Origin of the sequence: Eikenella sp. NML120348 (assembly GCF_001648435.1) — a bacterium.
Taxonomy (GTDB): Bacteria; Pseudomonadota; Gammaproteobacteria; order Burkholderiales; family Neisseriaceae; genus Eikenella; species Eikenella exigua.
This window is the reverse complement of record NZ_LXSP01000002.1, coordinates 133,932-149,906: the sequence shown is the minus strand read 5'-3', so window position 1 is coordinate 149,906 and position 15,975 is coordinate 133,932. Positions and strand designations below refer to the sequence as shown.

The window sequence follows — 15,975 nt, the reverse complement described above, 5'->3', positions numbered from 1 at the left end:
ATGACCGAGCAAACCTGTTACCGCTGCCGATATTGGCAAACCAGCGAGCCGGGAAAAGACAAAAAGCCTAGGCCGACGCCGATGTTGAGGTTTGGCTTTGCGCCCTGCGCCAAAGGAGAAATCGGCCGCTATTGGTCACGCAAGGCCGTGGCTTGCAAACACTATCAAGCCATCGGTGCAGCGGCGCAAAAAAGGCGTGATGAGATGATGAAGAAGTTAGGAGCTTAGAAATGACACAGCGAATCAAATTTGGCGACATGGTGCGCTTCCATGATGGGGTTGAAGCGGTGGTGTTGGACTGCGACGGCACTACCATAAAAGTCGGCTATCACGGTGATGGATATGACTATTTCAAGGTGGCTGATATTGGTAAGGGCATTGAGCTGATTCCGAATTTGGAAACGCAAAGGCTCGATTGGATGATCCTGCGCGATTACCCGGGCGACATGAGCGCCGAAGACAAGGCGTTTGCCCTGCAAGCCGAGCGCGAAAACATCGACACCTTTATCCGGCTGGCTGCCGAACAGGGAGCGGCAGCATGAAAACCCGTTGCCCGTGCTGCGGTGCCGAAAACTCCCTCGATGCGCTGATTGCCCACGAGCAGGCGCGGCAGAGCTTGTGGACGCTGGCCAATATCGGCGGGCCGATGACGCTGGGGCTAGTGAAATATCTTGGCCTGTTTCGCCCGAACAAGTCTGCGCTCTCTCAAGCTCGCATGGCTTCGTTGATGGCTGAACTGCTGCCGGACATCCAAGCCGGGCAGATTTACCGCAACGGCCAATCCTACCCCGCCCCAGTGGCCGCCTGGGCTTATGCGTTTAACGAGGTGCTGGCCGCCCGCGACAGCGGCCGCCTGAAAACCCCGCTCAAATCCCACGGCTACCTATACGAGATTATTGCCGGTTGGGCGGGCAATGCGGCACCAATGTCAGTATCTATTGGCGATGGCGCAGCGACCCCGGCTATTAGTGGCGGCAGTCTGAAGCAAACCAGCAAGACTTTGGACGCAGTAGCCCAACTGGAGGAAATGAAGCATGGATAAGCCCCTGCCGAAATTTGCCCGCGACGAAATCCTAACCGGGTTGCAAAAACTGATGATGCTGCGCCCGGACGGCGCACCGCCCAATAGCGGCATCAAGCTGACGGCCAGTGTATGGATGGAGGCGATTGCCTCACTGCCCATCCAATGGGACGAGCAGCAGGATGCGGGACGCATTACCCGGGCATTTGCCTGCTTATTGGCCGAAATCGAACGCTGGCCGACACCCAAGATGCTGATTAGGTGTCTGCCGCCGAGGCCGGAGCCGCCGAAGTTGGAACACAAACGGCAACTCACGCCGGAAGAAGAAGCCCGGGGACGGGAAAACCTGAAAAAACTGTATCAAAAAATCGCTGAAATCTTTGAAAGGAAAAAGCAATGGTAGCGAAAAAGAAAACCCGCATTAAACAGGCCGCGCTGACGGCCGCCGTGCAGAGCCGCGTGGAAGCCTCGGCGCAAATCCGCCGCATCGGCGACTTGGCACGCGAAGTAAAACGCTTGGAAGCCGAGATGGGCGACAAGCAGGCGGCCATCGAGCAGGAGTACAACGAGCTGGCCGACCCGCTGCGCGCCGAACTGGCCGAGCTCACCGGCGGCGTGCAGGCCTACTGCGAAGCCAACCGCGAAGAGCTGACCGAAGGCTACAAAACCAAGACCGTGGATTTTGTAACCGGCATCGTGAAATGGCGTGCCGACCCGCCCAGCGTGCGTGTAACCGGTGTAGCGGCGGTGTTGGCCTACCTGAAGGAAAAAACCGCGCTGGCTCGCTTTGTGCGGCTGAAAGAAGAAATCAACAAGGAGGCCATCCTCAACGAGGCCGAGCTGTTTGCCGACGGGCAGGTGCCGGGTATCAAGATTATGAGCGGGGTGGAGAAAATCGTGATCGAACCCAGCGACCCGGAATTAGCGGGGGTGTGAGATGGCTGTAATGCTGAATGAAGGCAAGTCCTGCGCCGATAAAGCAGGCAGAGAAATCAACTGCACCCTGAAAATTGATGTGTCCGACACCATCAATACTTGCGGCTACCGCGCTCTGGAGTTGGCACAGCACTACTGTGCCACGGCTGAAGCCTACCGCCGAGAAGGCCGCTGGTGGTTTGCCTGGGCGGCTATATGGTTTGCCATCAGTGCCGCAATTTGGTTTGCTATGTAGGAGTTTGAAAAAATGAAAAAATATTTATTGGTAGAAATGCCCGATTTTTCGGTTTGGCGCGTGCCAGTACAGGTTATTGCCGACAACCGAACTGCTTACTATGTTGAAAAGTATGGAAGAGACCGTGAGCAGGTTAAAGCTGAAACCGAGCAGCAATTTACTGATTACGAAAACGAAGGGGCTATTTCAGATTGGGCAGAAAGTAATATGGATTGGAGTGATGTCAAAGCCCATGCAGTGCAGGTCAAAGCCGGAGAGGTGAATTACCAAGAAGGCTGGGTAAACGGTATCAAATGTGTAACCGATGATGAGGAGCAAAAAGATGTGGTTTAAACAATGCCAAGCCTACAGGCTACCTGAAACCCCGGATGCGGCCGTTTTAGCCGCTGCTTTGGACGAACACCGCTTTGCGCCGCCTTGCGGGCTGGATTGGTTTGCCGACGGTTTTGCTGTGCCGCAGCCGTTTGGTGACGAGCTGGTATTTGCCGCAGACAAAACGCTCGGCATCTCCCTGAAGCGCGAAGAACGGGTGCTGCCGGGTGCGGTCATCAAAACTGTCTTGGACGGAAAAATTGCCAAAATCGAAGCGGAGGAAGCCCGCCAAGTTGGTCGCAAAGAAAGACAGGAGCTGAAAGAGCAGATTGTTGACGAGCTACTGCCGCGAGCCTTTACCCGCGCCAGCCGCACTGATGCAGTCTTGGTTGGCGGTTATCTGCTGGTTAACCAGACTGGCAACAAAGCGGAAACTCTGCTCAGCCGACTGCGCGAAGCACTGGGCGGGTTGCATGCCTGGACGACGACAGCCCACCGTTCGCCTTCCGAGCTGATGACCGAATGGCTGCACAACGGCGAGGCGGACGGGCTGTTTGAACTGGATGACTACGTGGCCTTGGTCGGTGCCGGAGATATGGCTCCCGAGGTGCGCATCAAGCGCGAAGACGTAACCGCCGAAGAGGTGGTGCAGCATGTGAAATGCGGCAAGCGCGTGGCCGAGCTGGGTTTGGTATGGCGCGAAAGCATCGCCTTTGTGCTGACCGACAAACTGACCATGAAAAACATCCGTTATTTGGACGTACTGACCGAGGAGGCTCAAGGTGGCGACACAGCCGCCGAACAGGCTTATGCCTCGCAAGTTATCATGGCCAACACGCTGACCACCATGCTGGACGAGCTGGCCGGACTGCTGGGCGGCTGGCAGGATTATGAGTGGATAACAAAATAAAAGGCTACCTGAAAAATCGAAACCCGCGCGGCACGGTTTGCCGCAGTTTAAAACAGTTAAATAGGAGTTTAAATCATGAATAAACCGGATTTAATTAAGGCTATCGCCGAACACGGCAAGATGAGCCGCGCCGAAGCCGAAATTGCGCTGCTGGCGGTGCAGCATACCATCCGCGAGGCTTTAGCCAACGGCCGACGGGTGCCGCTAAACGGCTTCGGCGTATTTGAGGTAACCGAGACGGCGGCGCGCACCGGCCGCAATCCGAAAACCGGCGAGCCGGTGCAGGTGGCGGCCAAACGCAAGGTACGGTTTAAGCCGAGCGCGCAGCTCAAAGAGCTAGTGAATCAGTGATGCTCAATCCATGCCGCTGCCGGATGCGGCGGCATGAGTGGATCATTACAAGAGGCTACCTGAAAAATGCAGGCCAATCTGAACAAACTGAAAGCCAAAATCCACATTGGCAAAGCGCAACTGGGTTTGGACGACGACACCTACCGCGCCCTGCTGCGCCGCGAAACGGGCAAAAGCTCCTGCGCCAAGATGACCCTGCGCGAGCTGGAAGCGGTGCTGGCGGCCATGCAGCGACAGGGTTTTGCCGCCAGCCGCCCGATGGGGCGCCGCCCCAGCCCGCGCCGCTCGGCCTCCAAGATGATTGGCAAGGCGGAAGCGCTGCTGCTGGATAACGGCCTGACTTGGGCTTATGCGCACGGGATGGCCAAACGGATGTTTGGCGTGGACCAAGTGCATTGGCTGCCGGATGACAAACTGCACAAACTGGTGGCGGCCTTGCAGATTTATGCCAACCGCCGGAAAGGGGAAAAATAATGTCGTTTGAACTCTATGACGAAACGGATTTTGATGCGGTGCGCCACCTGCTGCCGGACAGCGTGATGGAAATGGTGGGGCTGATTGGCGCCGAGCCGACGCTCGCTCTGCTGCGCGCCTACGGCGGCACTACCTTCCCGGTATCCTGTAATGTGAAGCGTGCCGGGCAGGCTACCCACGCCGCTTTGGCGGAAGTGGTGGGCGAGCAGGCGGCAGACAAGTTGTGCCGCGCCTTCGGTCAACGCCAGCGGCTGTGGCTGCCGAAATGCGAACGGGCGGTGCGCGAGCTGTTGCACCGCAAAATCCGCCGCCAGTTTGACGAGCTGGTGAGCCGCGACCATATGACCGCGTTTTGGGCGGTGCAGAATTTAGCACAATGCCACCACCTCACCGACCGCACGGTGTGGGACATCCTCAAAAAGACCGATAACGCCCCGCCGCCGGAGAGCCGGCAAATCTCGCTGCTTTAACCGTGTGAGCCGCCTCAAGCATTTTCAAACAGCCTGCCGATAGACAATAACCCCAGTGTAACCACTGGGGTTTTTATCATGTTTATTACCATTACAGCCGGACATTCCAACACCGACCCGGGTGCCGTGAACGGCAGTGACCGCGAGGCGGATATCGCGCAGGACATGCGCAATATCGTGGCCTCTATCCTGCGCACCGATTACGGCTTGGAGGTTAAAACCGACGGCGAGGGCAAGGGCAATATGCCGTTGCGCGAAGCTGTGAAACTGATTAAGGGCAGCCGCTTGGCGGTGGAATTTCACACCAATGCCGCCGCAAAGAAAGAGGCGACGGGCATTGAGGCGCTCTCCATTCTGAAAAACAAGGCAGCCTGCCAGCGTATATGCGCAGCGGTGGCCGCTGCCAGTGGCTGGAAACTGCGCGGCGAGGGCGGCTACAAGCCCGACAACGCCGGGCAGCACAGCCGTTTGGCCTATGCGCAGGCGGGCGGCATTATCTTAGAGCCGTTTTTTATCAGTAATGATGCCGACCTTGCGCAGTGGAAGCAGACCAAATGGCACATCTGCCGTGCGGTGGCCGAAGCGATTGCGGCGGAGGTGGCGGCATGAGCTGGCGTAAAAAACTGATGGCGCTGGCCATGTTTGCCCTGCCGGGTGGACACCCGACACAAGAAAGGGAATGGCCGCAACGGCGTGATGTGGAAATCATGCTGCCGCTGCCGAACTGGAAGCGCAGCGGCGTGGCCGCGGCCAGACGGGCGGCCAAGCGGCGCAGAAAGGCGAAACGATGAATAAGTTTGGCACTTGGCTGGCCGGTAACTTTACCAACCCGGCCACGGGGCAGGCCAGCCACACCAAAATCTGGACCAATATCGCCTACGCGGTCATGACCTATAAGTTCGTGATGGCTCCTGAGCCCGTGGAGTGGATGTGGTGGGCTTACGGCGGCATTGTGGGCGGTTTTGCCTTGGTGCGGCGCGGCTTATCGGTTATCCCGCAGCTGGCGGCCATCAAACAGGAAACGGAGCGTGAAAATGATGTGGATGCCCCTACTGAGTAAGCTGCTGCCCGTAGGCAGCCTGTGGAAAAAGCTGCTGCCGCTGCTGCTGGCTCTGGCTGTGGCGGCCACCTGCTACCGCGCAGGCTACCTGAACCGCGACGGCAAGGCCAAAACCGAGATGGCCGCAGTGGCCGCCGCACACCAACACGCACAGTTGGAGGCGGAACGCGCCTACAACGCCAAACTGGCCGAAGTGGCGGCGGAACGGCAGAAATGGGTTGATTTTGCCCAGAGCCAATCCGTGAAACTGGCCGAAGCCAACCGCCGCTTAGACAGGCAAACCACCCATATCAAACAGGAGATACCCCATGCGATTGCACGCGACAACGGTGCTGGCGGCTGCCATAGCGGCCTTGGCGCTGACAGCTTGCGGCTCTACCGCCAAGCCTTCGGTTACAGCACCGATTAAAGTGGTGGAGCGGCCGACCTTGCCGCCCGCTCCGGCGGAACTGCTGGTGGATTACGAACGCCCAGCGCCGCCTGCTTCAGGCAGCCCGGAAGCCCTGCTTAACCACGCCGCCGAGTACGGCGCATGGTGCGGCAAGCGCGATGCACAGACGCGTGGCTGGCAGGTTTGGTATGGCAACGGCCGAGGGGCTAATCGTGAGTAGATACCGCGAATTAGTACAACAGCAGCTGGCGGTGGATCATGCCGGCATCGAGCTTAAGCTGGCGCGGGCGCGCGAGCAGGAAGGGTTTGTGCTCTCGGTGGAGCGCAAGCTGTCGGCTGGCAGCTGGAGCTACCAAATGGGCATGACCGCCAACCTGCGTGTGGTGTTTTATTTAGTACGCTCCCACCTACCGCTGAATCAACAGTATCAGACGGTGAAAGAAGCCTTATTAACCTGCGGGGAGGTGGAGTTTGATGTGGATAACCGCCGCCCATGCCTGCATGTAGGCAGCCGGCAGCAACCCGGTATCGATTGCCAAGTGATATTTTGGGAGGATGCGGATGAGCACGCCTTTAACTATTGAGTATGTGTTCGGCGGCGGGGTGAGCTTTTTGGTGGCCGCGCTGTGGTATTACATCAAGAGTTTGGCCGACCGTTTTAAAGAGGCCGAACACGACCGGCAGGAGCTGCGCGAGCGGTTGCATACGGTGGAGATGGGCTATCAAACCAAAACCGAGGCGCGGGAGGCGCGCAGCGAGATTTTGGATCTATTAAACGACATTAAAAATCAAATAGAAAAAGTCAGCGACAAACTGGATAGGAAGGCGGACAAAACATGAACGACCCCGTTGTAGCAATGTTGCGCGAAATCAGCGCAAAGCAGGATGTAACCATTGCCAAACAGGAAGCGATGGATAAACGGCTGGCCGAAATACAGGCCGATTGTCAGCGCATCGCCCGTACCAACGGCGGTTTGGCTGGTGCGGTATCCGGCGCGGTGAGCGGCGGCGTGGTGGCCACCGGCATTGCTTTTATCCGCGCTAAATTCGGCTTTTAATTTGGATTAATTGACTATGGCTCACCCGAAAGAAACCCGTGACCGCCTGCGCCAACTCTACGTTTCCGGCAATCAAACGCTGGAAACGGCGGCGATGATGTGCGGTACTACGCAGGCCACCGCGCGGCGCTGGCGCGAACAGGCGCGCGAGCGCGGCGACGATTGGGACAAAATGCGCGCCGCCTACACGCTGGCCGGCGGCAGCATCGAAGAGCTGGGGCGGGCAACAATGGCCGGCTTCTTGCAGCAATACAGCTCGACCATGGAGCTGCTGCAACAGGACGGCGACCTAGGCCCGGCGGAAAAGGTCAAGCTGCTGGCCAGTTTGGCCGATGCCTATAACAAGACCGTGGCGGCCAACGCCAGAATCCTGCCGGAAACCAGCAAGCTGGCCACCGCATTGGAGGTGGTGGAGCTGCTGGTGCAGTTTGTATCGGAAAAACACCCCAAACAACTGGGCGCACTGGCAGAGGTGCTGGAGCCGTTTGGGGCGGAGGTGGAGAAGAGGTTTGGTTAGTTGAATAGGCCGGGAATACCGAGGGTAGAGATAAGTTTCGGTAGGTTTTGCACACCCACATCCAGTAACTTGGTGATGAAGTGTTTGATGCCGACATCACCGTATTCGGCCAATTTTTCCTGTAATTTGGCTTTTTCGGCTTCGGGTAAGTCGGATTGATTCAGTTTATCGGCTAGTATGGTTTTTAATTCGTTTAGTGTGTCAGCATGGATTTTGACAATTTGCACACCAAGAATGGCAGATAATCCGCTATCTTGCTGAATAAAATCAATTCCTTTTGAAGTTATTCTAAGTCTTAAAGTGGTTCGATCAAATACAACTAAATCATGTCCAGCTAAATAACATATATTACGAATAACTATTTGTTTCCAATGTTCATAAAAGGGATTAGGTTCAAGATGTCTATATCTGGCGTGAGTGACAGGAATTGGTGTTTCAATGGGGAACTTTTCTTCTAGGTAGGTAAATTCAAGGTTCACTATTCTACTACCCTGTGCACATATTAATTCATAAGTAATATCCCCCGCGGAGCAATGAGTTTCTGGTTTTTCTGCGCAAAAAACAAGAATTGCATTTTGTAATTTGCGATCTAACCATCCTAAATTATTGTCCATTTTATTCATAATCTATATGAAAAATAAAGAGTTTCTAAAATCCCTCTCCGCCATTGCCGACCAGCTGCGGCGCACCATCGAGGCGGAAGTGGTAGGCTTTGAATCGACCCCGGCAGCCATTGCGGAACGCCGGGCCAAGGTGTTCGACCCGATAAGCGGCTTTGAATACTTTGTTTATACCTACTTCCCGCATTATGTGCACACGGCGGAAAAGTCGCAACTGCACGAGTTTTTGTTTACGAGGCTACCTGAAATCCTGCGCGAGCCGAAGGGTGTGCCGGAAGCGACAGGCGCGCCGCGCGGCGAGGGTAAATCCACGCTGGTGACCCAGCTGTTTACCCTGTATTGCATCGTAACCGCGCAGAAGCATTACTGCGTAATCGTGATGGACAGTATCGACCAAGCCTACCCGATGCTGGAGGCGATTAAGGCCGAGCTGGCCTATAACCCGCGCCTGCTGACCGACTTTCCCGAGGCGGCGGGCGCAGGGCGGGTGTGGCAGGCGGGCACGATTGTGACCGCCAACGACATCAAGGTGCAGGTGGCGGGCTCGGGCAAAAAACTGCGCGGCCTGCGCCACGGCCCCTACCGCCCGGATTTAACCATCTTGGACGATATCGAGAACGACGAGCAGGTACGCAGCCCGGAGCAGCGCAAAAAACTCAACGACTGGCTGGATAAAACCATTCTGCCTTTGGGCGGCGTGGGCATGAAATACGATGTGATTTACATCGGTACCATCCTGCACTATGACAGCGTGCTGGCGCGCACCTTAAATAACCCGTTTTGGCACCGCAAAAAATTTCAGGCCATGATCCGCTGGCCGGACAATATGGCGCTGTGGGAGCAGTGGGAAGAGCTGTACCGCAATGAGGGCGAAGCAATGGCGTTGGCGTTTTACCGCGCCCACCGCGCGGAAATGGAAGCCGGCGCGGTTACCAGTTGGGCGGCGCGCGGGGTGCTGGAGCTGATGACCATCCGCGCCCGCGTGGGGCATGCGGCGTTTGACAGTGAGTACCAAAACGACCCGGTATCCGGCGATGCCGCGCCGTTTGCCAACAGCCTGCATTTTTGGGTACAGCGCGATAACGAGTGGCTGTTTTTCGGCGCCTGCGACCCGAGTTTGGGCAAGGCTGGTGCGAGCCGCGACCCGTCGGCGTTGCTGGTGGGCGGTTTTAACAAGCGCACCGGCGTGCTGGATGTGGTGGAGGCGCAGATTAAAAAACGTCTGCCAGACCGCATCATTGAGGACATTATCGCGCTGCAACGGCAATACCATTGCCTGCTGTGGGGTATCGAGACGGTGCAGTTTCAGGAGTTTTTAAAAATAGAGCTGGTGAAACGCGGCGCGGCGGCGGGCGTGCCGATTCCGGCGCGCGGCATCAAGCCAGTGGCGGATAAGCTGTTGAGGATTGAGAGCCTGCAACCGCATATGGCCAACGGCCTCATCCGCCTGCATGCTAGCCAAAGCACGCTGATCCAGCAGCTGCGGCATTTTCCGATGGCCGACCATGACGACGGCCCGGATGCGCTGCATATGCTGTGGATGCTGGCGCAAAGCGGCTTCGGTGCGATTGACTACACCGCCGTACCGCGCCATAGCGGCAGCGACGGGGTACTGACTTTCGGCAGCGGCGCTTGGTAACAACCCGCTGAGGCGGCTCAAACGGTTTCAGACGGCCTTACATCTGACAATAGCGGCAAGATTAACTGCATCTTGCCGCTTAATTATGTCTATCAAATCCCGTTTTACCGCCGTTTTATCCGCTATTACAGGCAGCACTGAGCCTGCGCCGAAAGCGCCGCGCAAGGGCGAGCAGACCGCGCAGCTGGCCAAAGCCCGCGGCACCATCGGCGAGCATCCGAGCAAGGGGCTGACGCCGCAGAAACTGCACCAGATTTTAGAAGGGGCGGAAGATGGCGACATCACGGCGCAGTCGGAATTGTTTGCCGATATGGAGGAAAAAGACGGCCACATCTTTGCCGAGATGAGCAAGCGCAAACGCGCTTTAACCGGCTTGGATTGGCGGGTATCCGCTCCAAAAAATGCCGATGAGGCCGGCCGGCAGCTGGCGGAAGAGGTGGCGGGCTGGCTCTACGGCCTGCCGGACTTTGAGGCGCTGCTGTTTGACCTGCTGGACGCGCTCGGCCACGGCTTCGCCGCGGTGGAAATCAGCTGGCAGCAGGTGGACGGCTTATGGCTGCCGGCCAAGTTTACCCACCGCCCGCAGGGTTGGTTTTCCCTGAAACACAACCGGCTCAAGCTGCTGGGCGTGAACGGGCAGGAGCCGCAGGACTTGTGGCCGCTGGGCTGGATTGTGCACCGCCATCAGGCGCGCAGCGGCTTCTTGGCGCGCGGCGGGCTGATGCGCTCGCTGGCGTGGCCGTATCTATTTAAAAACTACTCGGTGCGCGACTTGGCCGAGTTTTTGGAAATTTACGGCCTGCCGGTGCGGCTGGGCAAATACCCGGCTGGCGCATCGGATAAGGAAAAAACCACCCTGCTTAACGCGCTGGTGGGCATCGGCCACAATGCGGCCGGCATCATCCCGGAAACCATGATGCTGGAGTTGTTGGACGCGGCCAGCGGCAGCGGCGACACCTTTATGAGCATGGTGGACTGGTGCGAGCGCACCCAATCCAAAATCATCTTGGGCGGCACGCTGACCACGCAGGCAGACGGCAAAACCAGCACCAACGCGCTGGGGCAAATCCACAATGAAGTGCGGCACGACTTGCTGGCGTCTGACGCCAAGCAGCTGGCAGCCACGCTGACCCGGCAGCTGATTGCGCCGCTGCTGTATCTCAACAAGGGCATCACCGACCCCAATAACATCCCCTATTTTGAGTTTGACACCCGCCAGCCGGAAGACATGAAGCTGTATGCCGAGGCGCTGCCCGAATTGGTGCAGCTCGGCATGAAAATCCCGCTGGAATGGGCGCACGAAAAGCTGGCCATCCCGCAGGCGGCCGACGACCAAGACATGCTGGCCATGCTTGGCACCCAGCCGGAACTGCGGCAGGCGCAGGCCAGCCGCTACCGGCAGGTAGCCTTGTCGCGGCAGGGTGAAATCATCTATCCCGACCAACTGGCGTTGGACGACGGTATTGCAGGCTACCTGAAAAATACTGATCTGCCCGCACTGCTTGAACCGCTGATTAAGCAACTCGGCCAAGCCATCGCCGAAGGCGGCAGCTACGAGGATGCGGCGGCACGCCTGCTGGCGGCCTACCCGCAATTGGACACCGCACAGCTGCAAGAGGCGCTGGGGCGCGTGCTGTTTGTGGCGGACTTGTGGGGGCAGATCGGTGGGCGCTAATCAAGTGGATTTGGCCTATGCCTTCGGCCTGCCGCCGGGGCGTGCCATCCGTTATTTTGAGACTTTGGGCTACACGGTGCCGACCGATTGGCCGCAGCGGATGCAACAAGCAGCGGCCAAGGCGCAGACCATCGCCGGCATCTACCGGCAGGATGTGGTGGCCGACATCCATCGCGCGCTGGGCGAATCGGCGGCCAAGGGCACGCCGTTTGCTAAATTTAGGGATGCGGTGGAGCGGCAGCTGACGGCTAAGGGGCTGCATCTGGATCAGGCAGGCGATATGGTGGATGCCGCCACCGGCGAGCTGCTGGGCAAAGGCATCACGCCGCAGCGCTTGGAGGTGATTTACCGCACTAATATGCAAAATGCGTATATGGCCGGGCGTTGGCAGGAGCTGCAAGACAACCGTGCCGCCATGCCTTATCTGCAATACACCGCCGTTATGGACAACCGCACCCGCCCGCTGCACCGCGAGCTGCACGGGCAGGTGTACCACATCGACGACCCGTTTTGGGATACCTTTTACCCGCCCAACGGCTTTAACTGCCGCTGCACGGTAACCGCCTACAGCGCGGCCGATTTGACCCGGCGCGGGCTGGAAGTGGCCGACAGCGAGGGGCGGCTGGAAGAGGTGTACCGCGTGGTGAACAAAGCGGGCGACACTGAGCCGACCCGCGCCATCCGTTTGGCCGACGGCCGCTCCTTTATGGCCGACCGCGGCTTTGACGGCAACGTGGGCAAGCGGCACTTGGCGCAGCTGGGGCAGTTGCAGATGCAACGGGCGGTGGATTTGCCGCCGCGGTTGGCGAGTATGGCGGTGGGCGAGGCGCTGAAACAGCCGGCCTTTTTTAAGACGCTGTCGGATGAGTTTATCCGGCGCTTTGATTTTTTGGCCGCCGGCGGCCACGGCAGCAACCGCATAATGCACGTGGGCGTATTGCACACCGAGCTGCTGGATGCGCTGGCCGCCCACAACATCATGCCTCAGTCGGCCGTTATCAGTATGGGGGATGCGGACATTACCCATGCCTTGCGCGACAGCAAGGCGGCAAGCGGTCGGGCTTTGGATGCAGCCATTATCCGGCGTGTGCCGGAGCTGCTGCTGAAGCCGGACTCGGTGTATGTACAAACCAATGCCAAAAATCCGACATTATGGTTTATTTATGAGACCGAGCAGGGCAAATTGGTATTGTTGGTGGATAAGCCGGAGAAGAAGAGCAAAGAGATGATGAATATTGTGCGAACCGGCGGCAGAATCACGAATTGGAAAGAAGCATTGAACCAGCATACACTGGTTTGGGGGAAAGCCCCGGCAGGAATGAATTAAAATAGGCAGGGGCGTCGGGATTCGAACCCGCATAATATGGGGAAACCATAACCTTTACCAGTTGGAAACTACCCCTGCCTATTTGTGAATTACAGTATAGCTATGATCGAAATCGAAATCAAGACGTTAGAGTTGCAGCAAAACATCAGCCGCGCAGCGCAGGGCTTGGAGCAGCGCGGCAGCCTGATGCGCCTGATTGCCGGCAGGCTGCATCAGGCGGTGGATGAAAACTTTAACAGCCAAGGCCGCCCGGCTTGGGCGGGGCTGAAGCTGGGCAGCCAGCTCTCCCGTGCCGGGGCGCTGACGAAACGCGGGCAGGTATCGCAGGTGCGGTTTGACAAGCATGTGCGCAACCACAAAATCCTGCAAAACACCGGCCGCCTGCGCAACAGCATCACCGAGGCCAGCGACAATGATAGCGCGCGGGTAGGCACCAATGTGGCCTATGCCGCCATCCACAACTTCGGCGGGCAAACCGCCGCGCACATGATTTACCCGCGCCACAAAAAGGCGCTGGCATGGGCAACGGGGGCGTATCCGGTAAAAAGCGTGAAGCACCCCGGCAGCCGCATTCCGGCACGCCCGTTTATGCAGCTCACCCCGCAAGACGAGCACGAGCTGGTGGAGACGGTGAGCGACTATTTGGCCTCTGTCTGCGGCCTACCGAAAGGCAGTTAAACGACACCCCGCCCAAAATCGCGCTAAACGGCGTTTAAACGGCTTGGGTATAGTTTGGTATATCCCCGCGCCCGACCCCCGCTAAAAAACGCGCTTTATAGCCTCTTTATAGCCATCACACCGCAGCCGCCCCGTCGGCTGTTTCATCCGCGCCAAAACCAAGTGAGGCGCTTCAAAGATTTTTTCCCCAATTCCGGCTGCACAATGCGGCCATGAACAAACATACCCCTCCCCCGTTTTTACTGGCTGCCTGTTCCGTCCCGGTGGACGGCACGGTGCAGCGCATCCAGCTTATTCCTGCCGGCGAGTTCCGCGCCAACGACGGCCGCCCGGTTGATGCGCCGTTTTGGCGTTTGAGCCCGCAGCGTGCCGCCGCCTTGGTGGCCGAGCTCAATGCGCGGCCGGTGCGGCTGATGGTGGACTACGAGCACCAAACCCTGTTTACCGCGCAAAACGGACAGCCCAACCCGGCATCGGGCTGGCTCTCCGGCTTTGAATGGGTCGACGGCAAGGGGCTGTATGCCGAGGTGCAGTGGACGGCCGCGGCCAAGCAGCGAATTGCCGGCGGCGAATACCGCTATATCTCGCCGGTGTTTCAATACACGGCCGCAGGCGACATTCTGAATTTACTGCCGCCCGCGCTCACCAACACCCCGGCGCTTGACCAACTCGACCCGGTGGCCTTGGCTGCCGCCTCCCGATTACTTAACCCCCTCCAACCCTCTCAAAAGGACGAAGCAATGAACGAAGCACAAAAGCTGATGCTGTCGCTGCTCGGGCTGCCTGAAACCGCCAGCGAGGCGGAGCAGCTGGCCGCGATGCAGCAAATCCAAAGCAGCACCGACGGCAAAAAGCTGGCCGAAGCCTTGGCCGCCGCCAAAGAGGCAGCCAAGCCGGAAAACAAACCAGCCGAGCCGAACCCGCCCGCCGCCCCTGCCGCACCGGCAGGCCAGCCGGCCAATGACGAGACCGGCGCACCCAATACCGCTGCCGCCTCGCAACAGGTGCCGCTGTCGGCACTGCAAGGCTTGCAACGACAAGTGGCCGCCCTGAGCCAGCAGCTGGCTGCGCACGAGGCGGAAAAAACCGCACAACTGATTACCGCCGCCCTCTCCGACGGCCGACTGCTGCCGGCGCAAAAAGCATGGGCGGAAGGCTTGGGCAAATCCAACCCGCAGGCACTGGCCGAATTTTTGGCCACGGCGCAGCCTTTGGCCGCCCTAAGCGCCACGCAGACCGGCGGCATCCCGCCTGCTGCCGCGGAAAAAGGCCTGACTGCCGACGAGGCAAAGGTGGCGGAGATGCTGGGCATCAGCGCCGAAGATTACGCAAAACAAAAACAGGAGTAAGCAGCCATGATTATTACCCCGGACGCCCTTAAAGCCCTGATGACCGGCTTTAAGAAAAACTACCAAGACGGCTTGCAGATTGCCAAAAGCCAATACAAGGACATCGCCACCGTGGTGCCATCCAGCACCAAATCCAACACCTACGGCTGGCTCGGCCAATGGCCGGGCTTTAGGGAGTGGGTGGGCGACCGTGCCTTTAATGATATGGCAGCGCATAGCTACGCCATTGCCAACAAACACTTTGAGAGCTCTGTCAAAGTAAACCGCGACGACATCGAAGACGACAACATCGGCATTTACGCGCCGCTGTTTACCGAGATGGGCCGCGCCGCTGCCGCCTTCCCGGATCAGCAGGTGTTCGAGCTGCTGAAAAAAGGCAACGCCACCCTGTGCTACGACGGCCAAAACTTTTTTGACACCGACCACCCGGTATTTGAAAAAGTGGACGGCACCGGCAACAAAACCTTGGTTAAAAACCTGTTTACCGCCACCGGCGGCACGCAGGGCGCGCCGTGGTATCTGCTGGATACCAGCCGCGCACTGAAACCGCTGATTTACCAAGAGCGCAAGGCCATGCAGTTTACCGCCATGACCAAAGGCGATGACGAGGGCGTGTTTATGCGCAACGAGTACCGCTACGGTGCTGATTGCCGCTCCAACGTGGGCTTTGGTTTTTGGCAGATGGCCGCGATGTCTACCGAGGCATTGACTCCGGAAAACTTTGCCAAGGTGTACGACGCCATGATCAGCCAAAAAGGCGATGGCGGCCGCCCGCTCGACATCAAGCCGACCCTGTTGTTGGTACCGACCACGATGGGCGATTTAGCCAACAGCATCATCAAACCCGACAAATACGAGAACGGCAAATACAACCCGCACCACAACAAAGTGCAGGTTATCGCTACCCCGTGGTTGTTGTAACCCCTTTTGCGGCGGCTTTAACCGGTTTAAA

At 58.2% G+C, this 15,975-nt stretch carries 27 protein-coding genes; 26 read left to right on the top strand and 1 reads right to left on the bottom strand.

Annotated features, from left to right (window positions below; all coding sequences use genetic code 11):
• From A7P99_RS04020 to A7P99_RS03930, 20 genes are all read left to right on the top strand, one after another.
• Complete coding sequence (locus A7P99_RS04020; RefSeq protein WP_067686582.1) at positions 1-228, top strand: hypothetical protein; 228 nt, start codon at positions 1-3, stop codon at positions 226-228.
• Between the two features lie 2 nt (positions 229-230).
• Positions 231-542: a hypothetical protein gene (locus A7P99_RS04015; protein WP_067686581.1), complete on the top strand. Its 312-nt coding sequence runs from the start codon at positions 231-233 to the stop codon at positions 540-542.
• On the top strand, positions 539-1,042 hold the full coding sequence (locus tag A7P99_RS04010; protein ID WP_067686579.1) for a hypothetical protein: 504 nt from the start codon (positions 539-541) through the stop codon (positions 1,040-1,042). Before A7P99_RS04015 ends, A7P99_RS04010 begins: the two co-directional genes overlap by 4 nt.
• Positions 1,035-1,424, top strand: a complete 390-nt coding sequence (locus tag A7P99_RS04005) for a hypothetical protein (protein ID WP_067686578.1) — start codon at positions 1,035-1,037, stop codon at positions 1,422-1,424. The genes A7P99_RS04010 and A7P99_RS04005 overlap by 8 nt, the downstream gene beginning before the upstream one ends.
• Positions 1,418-1,957 carry a host-nuclease inhibitor Gam family protein gene (locus A7P99_RS04000; RefSeq protein WP_064105034.1) on the top strand — a complete coding sequence of 180 codons (540 nt, stop codon included), beginning with the start codon at positions 1,418-1,420 and terminating at the stop codon, positions 1,955-1,957. The genes A7P99_RS04005 and A7P99_RS04000 overlap by 7 nt, the downstream gene beginning before the upstream one ends.
• Before the next feature lies 1 nt (position 1,958).
• On the top strand, positions 1,959-2,192 hold the full coding sequence (locus A7P99_RS03995) for a hypothetical protein (RefSeq protein WP_067686577.1): 234 nt from the start codon (positions 1,959-1,961) through the stop codon (positions 2,190-2,192).
• 12 nt (positions 2,193-2,204) lie between these two features.
• Entirely contained in the window at positions 2,205-2,525 is a 321-nt protein-coding gene (locus A7P99_RS03990) for a hypothetical protein (RefSeq protein ID WP_067686576.1), read from the top strand.
• Positions 2,515-3,414 (top strand): recombination-associated protein RdgC, encoded by a 900-nt coding sequence (locus A7P99_RS03985; protein ID WP_067686574.1) that lies wholly within the window; start codon positions 2,515-2,517, stop codon positions 3,412-3,414. The genes A7P99_RS03990 and A7P99_RS03985 overlap by 11 nt, the downstream gene beginning before the upstream one ends.
• Positions 3,415-3,489: 75 nt before the next feature.
• Positions 3,490-3,765: an HU family DNA-binding protein gene (locus tag A7P99_RS03980; protein WP_067686573.1), complete on the top strand. Its 276-nt coding sequence runs from the start codon at positions 3,490-3,492 to the stop codon at positions 3,763-3,765.
• Between the two features lie 66 nt (positions 3,766-3,831).
• Positions 3,832-4,239, top strand: a complete 408-nt coding sequence (locus tag A7P99_RS03975; protein WP_067686572.1) for a gp16 family protein — start codon at positions 3,832-3,834, stop codon at positions 4,237-4,239.
• A complete protein-coding gene (locus A7P99_RS03970; protein ID WP_067686571.1) occupies positions 4,239-4,709 on the top strand; it encodes a Mor transcription activator family protein in 471 nt (156 codons plus the stop codon). The genes A7P99_RS03975 and A7P99_RS03970 overlap by 1 nt, the downstream gene beginning before the upstream one ends.
• A gap of 78 nt (positions 4,710-4,787) precedes the next feature.
• A complete protein-coding gene (locus A7P99_RS03965; protein WP_067686568.1) occupies positions 4,788-5,318 on the top strand; it encodes an N-acetylmuramoyl-L-alanine amidase in 531 nt (176 codons plus the stop codon).
• Entirely contained in the window at positions 5,315-5,500 is a 186-nt protein-coding gene (locus tag A7P99_RS03960) for a hypothetical protein (protein WP_067686567.1), read from the top strand. Before A7P99_RS03965 ends, A7P99_RS03960 begins: the two co-directional genes overlap by 4 nt.
• Positions 5,497-5,769 (top strand): hypothetical protein, encoded by a 273-nt coding sequence (locus A7P99_RS03955; RefSeq protein ID WP_081258773.1) that lies wholly within the window; start codon positions 5,497-5,499, stop codon positions 5,767-5,769. Before A7P99_RS03960 ends, A7P99_RS03955 begins: the two co-directional genes overlap by 4 nt.
• The gene (locus A7P99_RS03950; protein WP_156499681.1) at positions 5,744-6,178 is read left to right on the top strand and encodes a hypothetical protein; all 435 of its coding nucleotides are present in this window, start codon (positions 5,744-5,746) and stop codon (positions 6,176-6,178) included. Before A7P99_RS03955 ends, A7P99_RS03950 begins: the two co-directional genes overlap by 26 nt.
• Positions 6,078-6,380 carry a hypothetical protein gene (locus tag A7P99_RS09620; protein ID WP_231866514.1) on the top strand — a complete coding sequence of 101 codons (303 nt, stop codon included), beginning with the start codon at positions 6,078-6,080 and terminating at the stop codon, positions 6,378-6,380. Before A7P99_RS03950 ends, A7P99_RS09620 begins: the two co-directional genes overlap by 101 nt.
• On the top strand, positions 6,349-6,744 hold the full coding sequence (locus A7P99_RS03945) for a hypothetical protein (RefSeq protein WP_067686701.1): 396 nt from the start codon (positions 6,349-6,351) through the stop codon (positions 6,742-6,744). The genes A7P99_RS09620 and A7P99_RS03945 overlap by 32 nt, the downstream gene beginning before the upstream one ends.
• A complete protein-coding gene (locus A7P99_RS03940; RefSeq protein ID WP_067529784.1) occupies positions 6,722-7,000 on the top strand; it encodes a hypothetical protein in 279 nt (92 codons plus the stop codon). The genes A7P99_RS03945 and A7P99_RS03940 overlap by 23 nt, the downstream gene beginning before the upstream one ends.
• A complete protein-coding gene (locus tag A7P99_RS03935) occupies positions 6,997-7,218 on the top strand; it encodes a hypothetical protein (RefSeq protein WP_067686565.1) in 222 nt (73 codons plus the stop codon). Before A7P99_RS03940 ends, A7P99_RS03935 begins: the two co-directional genes overlap by 4 nt.
• 16 nt (positions 7,219-7,234) lie before the next feature.
• A complete protein-coding gene (locus tag A7P99_RS03930; RefSeq protein WP_064105047.1) occupies positions 7,235-7,735 on the top strand; it encodes a DUF1804 family protein in 501 nt (166 codons plus the stop codon).
• On the opposite strand, the gene A7P99_RS09975 is transcribed toward A7P99_RS03930, so the two are convergent.
• Positions 7,732-8,349 carry a hypothetical protein gene (locus tag A7P99_RS09975; RefSeq protein ID WP_156499679.1) on the bottom strand — a complete coding sequence of 206 codons (618 nt, stop codon included), beginning with the start codon at positions 8,347-8,349 and terminating at the stop codon, positions 7,732-7,734. The two genes, A7P99_RS03930 and A7P99_RS09975, sit on opposite strands and share 4 nt — an antisense overlap.
• A 16-nt stretch (positions 8,350-8,365) precedes the next feature.
• On the opposite strand from A7P99_RS09975, the gene terL reads away from it, so the two are divergent.
• The 6 genes from terL (at position 8,366) to A7P99_RS03895 (ending at position 15,944) form a co-directional block, all read left to right on the top strand.
• Positions 8,366-9,994 carry a phage terminase large subunit gene (terL, locus tag A7P99_RS03920; RefSeq protein WP_067686560.1) on the top strand — a complete coding sequence of 543 codons (1,629 nt, stop codon included), beginning with the start codon at positions 8,366-8,368 and terminating at the stop codon, positions 9,992-9,994.
• A gap of 91 nt (positions 9,995-10,085) precedes the next feature.
• Positions 10,086-11,669, top strand: a complete 1,584-nt coding sequence (locus A7P99_RS03915; protein WP_369799379.1) for a DUF935 domain-containing protein — start codon at positions 10,086-10,088, stop codon at positions 11,667-11,669.
• Positions 11,659-12,996, top strand: a complete 1,338-nt coding sequence (locus tag A7P99_RS03910; RefSeq protein WP_067686558.1) for a phage minor head protein — start codon at positions 11,659-11,661, stop codon at positions 12,994-12,996. The genes A7P99_RS03915 and A7P99_RS03910 overlap by 11 nt, the downstream gene beginning before the upstream one ends.
• A gap of 102 nt (positions 12,997-13,098) precedes the next feature.
• Positions 13,099-13,674 (top strand): phage virion morphogenesis protein, encoded by a 576-nt coding sequence (locus A7P99_RS03905; RefSeq protein WP_067686557.1) that lies wholly within the window; start codon positions 13,099-13,101, stop codon positions 13,672-13,674.
• Positions 13,675-13,886: 212 nt separating this feature from the next.
• Entirely contained in the window at positions 13,887-15,023 is a 1,137-nt protein-coding gene (locus A7P99_RS03900) for a phage protease (RefSeq protein WP_067686555.1), read from the top strand.
• 6 nt (positions 15,024-15,029) lie between these two features.
• Positions 15,030-15,944 (top strand): Mu-like prophage major head subunit gpT family protein, encoded by a 915-nt coding sequence (locus A7P99_RS03895; protein WP_067527348.1) that lies wholly within the window; start codon positions 15,030-15,032, stop codon positions 15,942-15,944.
• Positions 15,945-15,975: the final 31 nt, after the last annotated feature.

Excerpts from the sequence above, each read along its gene's own strand:
- A7P99_RS04020 (WP_067686582.1), top strand. The coding sequence starts at position 1 with ATGACCGAGCAAACCTGTTACCGCTGCCGATATTGGCAAACCAGCGAG.
- A7P99_RS04015 (WP_067686581.1), top strand. The coding sequence starts at position 231 with ATGACACAGCGAATCAAATTTGGCGACATGGTGCGCTTCCATGATGGG.
- A7P99_RS04010 (WP_067686579.1), top strand. The coding sequence starts at position 539 with ATGAAAACCCGTTGCCCGTGCTGCGGTGCCGAAAACTCCCTCGATGCG.
- A7P99_RS04005 (WP_067686578.1), top strand. The coding sequence starts at position 1,035 with ATGGATAAGCCCCTGCCGAAATTTGCCCGCGACGAAATCCTAACCGGG.
- A7P99_RS04000 (WP_064105034.1), top strand. The coding sequence starts at position 1,418 with ATGGTAGCGAAAAAGAAAACCCGCATTAAACAGGCCGCGCTGACGGCC.
- A7P99_RS03995 (WP_067686577.1), top strand. The coding sequence starts at position 1,959 with ATGGCTGTAATGCTGAATGAAGGCAAGTCCTGCGCCGATAAAGCAGGC.
- A7P99_RS03990 (WP_067686576.1), top strand. The coding sequence starts at position 2,205 with ATGAAAAAATATTTATTGGTAGAAATGCCCGATTTTTCGGTTTGGCGC.
- A7P99_RS03985 (WP_067686574.1), top strand. The coding sequence starts at position 2,515 with ATGTGGTTTAAACAATGCCAAGCCTACAGGCTACCTGAAACCCCGGAT.
- A7P99_RS03980 (WP_067686573.1), top strand. The coding sequence starts at position 3,490 with ATGAATAAACCGGATTTAATTAAGGCTATCGCCGAACACGGCAAGATG.
- A7P99_RS03975 (WP_067686572.1), top strand. The coding sequence starts at position 3,832 with ATGCAGGCCAATCTGAACAAACTGAAAGCCAAAATCCACATTGGCAAA.
- A7P99_RS03970 (WP_067686571.1), top strand. The coding sequence starts at position 4,239 with ATGTCGTTTGAACTCTATGACGAAACGGATTTTGATGCGGTGCGCCAC.
- A7P99_RS03965 (WP_067686568.1), top strand. The coding sequence starts at position 4,788 with ATGTTTATTACCATTACAGCCGGACATTCCAACACCGACCCGGGTGCC.
- A7P99_RS03960 (WP_067686567.1), top strand. The coding sequence starts at position 5,315 with ATGAGCTGGCGTAAAAAACTGATGGCGCTGGCCATGTTTGCCCTGCCG.
- A7P99_RS03955 (WP_081258773.1), top strand. The coding sequence starts at position 5,497 with ATGAATAAGTTTGGCACTTGGCTGGCCGGTAACTTTACCAACCCGGCC.
- A7P99_RS03950 (WP_156499681.1), top strand. The coding sequence starts at position 5,744 with ATGATGTGGATGCCCCTACTGAGTAAGCTGCTGCCCGTAGGCAGCCTG.
- A7P99_RS09620 (WP_231866514.1), top strand. The coding sequence starts at position 6,078 with ATGCGATTGCACGCGACAACGGTGCTGGCGGCTGCCATAGCGGCCTTG.
- A7P99_RS03945 (WP_067686701.1), top strand. The coding sequence starts at position 6,349 with ATGGCAACGGCCGAGGGGCTAATCGTGAGTAGATACCGCGAATTAGTA.
- A7P99_RS03940 (WP_067529784.1), top strand. The coding sequence starts at position 6,722 with ATGAGCACGCCTTTAACTATTGAGTATGTGTTCGGCGGCGGGGTGAGC.
- A7P99_RS03935 (WP_067686565.1), top strand. The coding sequence starts at position 6,997 with ATGAACGACCCCGTTGTAGCAATGTTGCGCGAAATCAGCGCAAAGCAG.
- A7P99_RS03930 (WP_064105047.1), top strand. The coding sequence starts at position 7,235 with ATGGCTCACCCGAAAGAAACCCGTGACCGCCTGCGCCAACTCTACGTT.
- A7P99_RS09975 (WP_156499679.1), bottom strand. The coding sequence starts at position 8,349 with ATGGACAATAATTTAGGATGGTTAGATCGCAAATTACAAAATGCAATT.
- terL (WP_067686560.1), top strand. The coding sequence starts at position 8,366 with ATGAAAAATAAAGAGTTTCTAAAATCCCTCTCCGCCATTGCCGACCAG.
- A7P99_RS03905 (WP_067686557.1), top strand. The coding sequence starts at position 13,099 with ATGATCGAAATCGAAATCAAGACGTTAGAGTTGCAGCAAAACATCAGC.
- A7P99_RS03900 (WP_067686555.1), top strand. The coding sequence starts at position 13,887 with ATGAACAAACATACCCCTCCCCCGTTTTTACTGGCTGCCTGTTCCGTC.
- A7P99_RS03895 (WP_067527348.1), top strand. The coding sequence starts at position 15,030 with ATGATTATTACCCCGGACGCCCTTAAAGCCCTGATGACCGGCTTTAAG.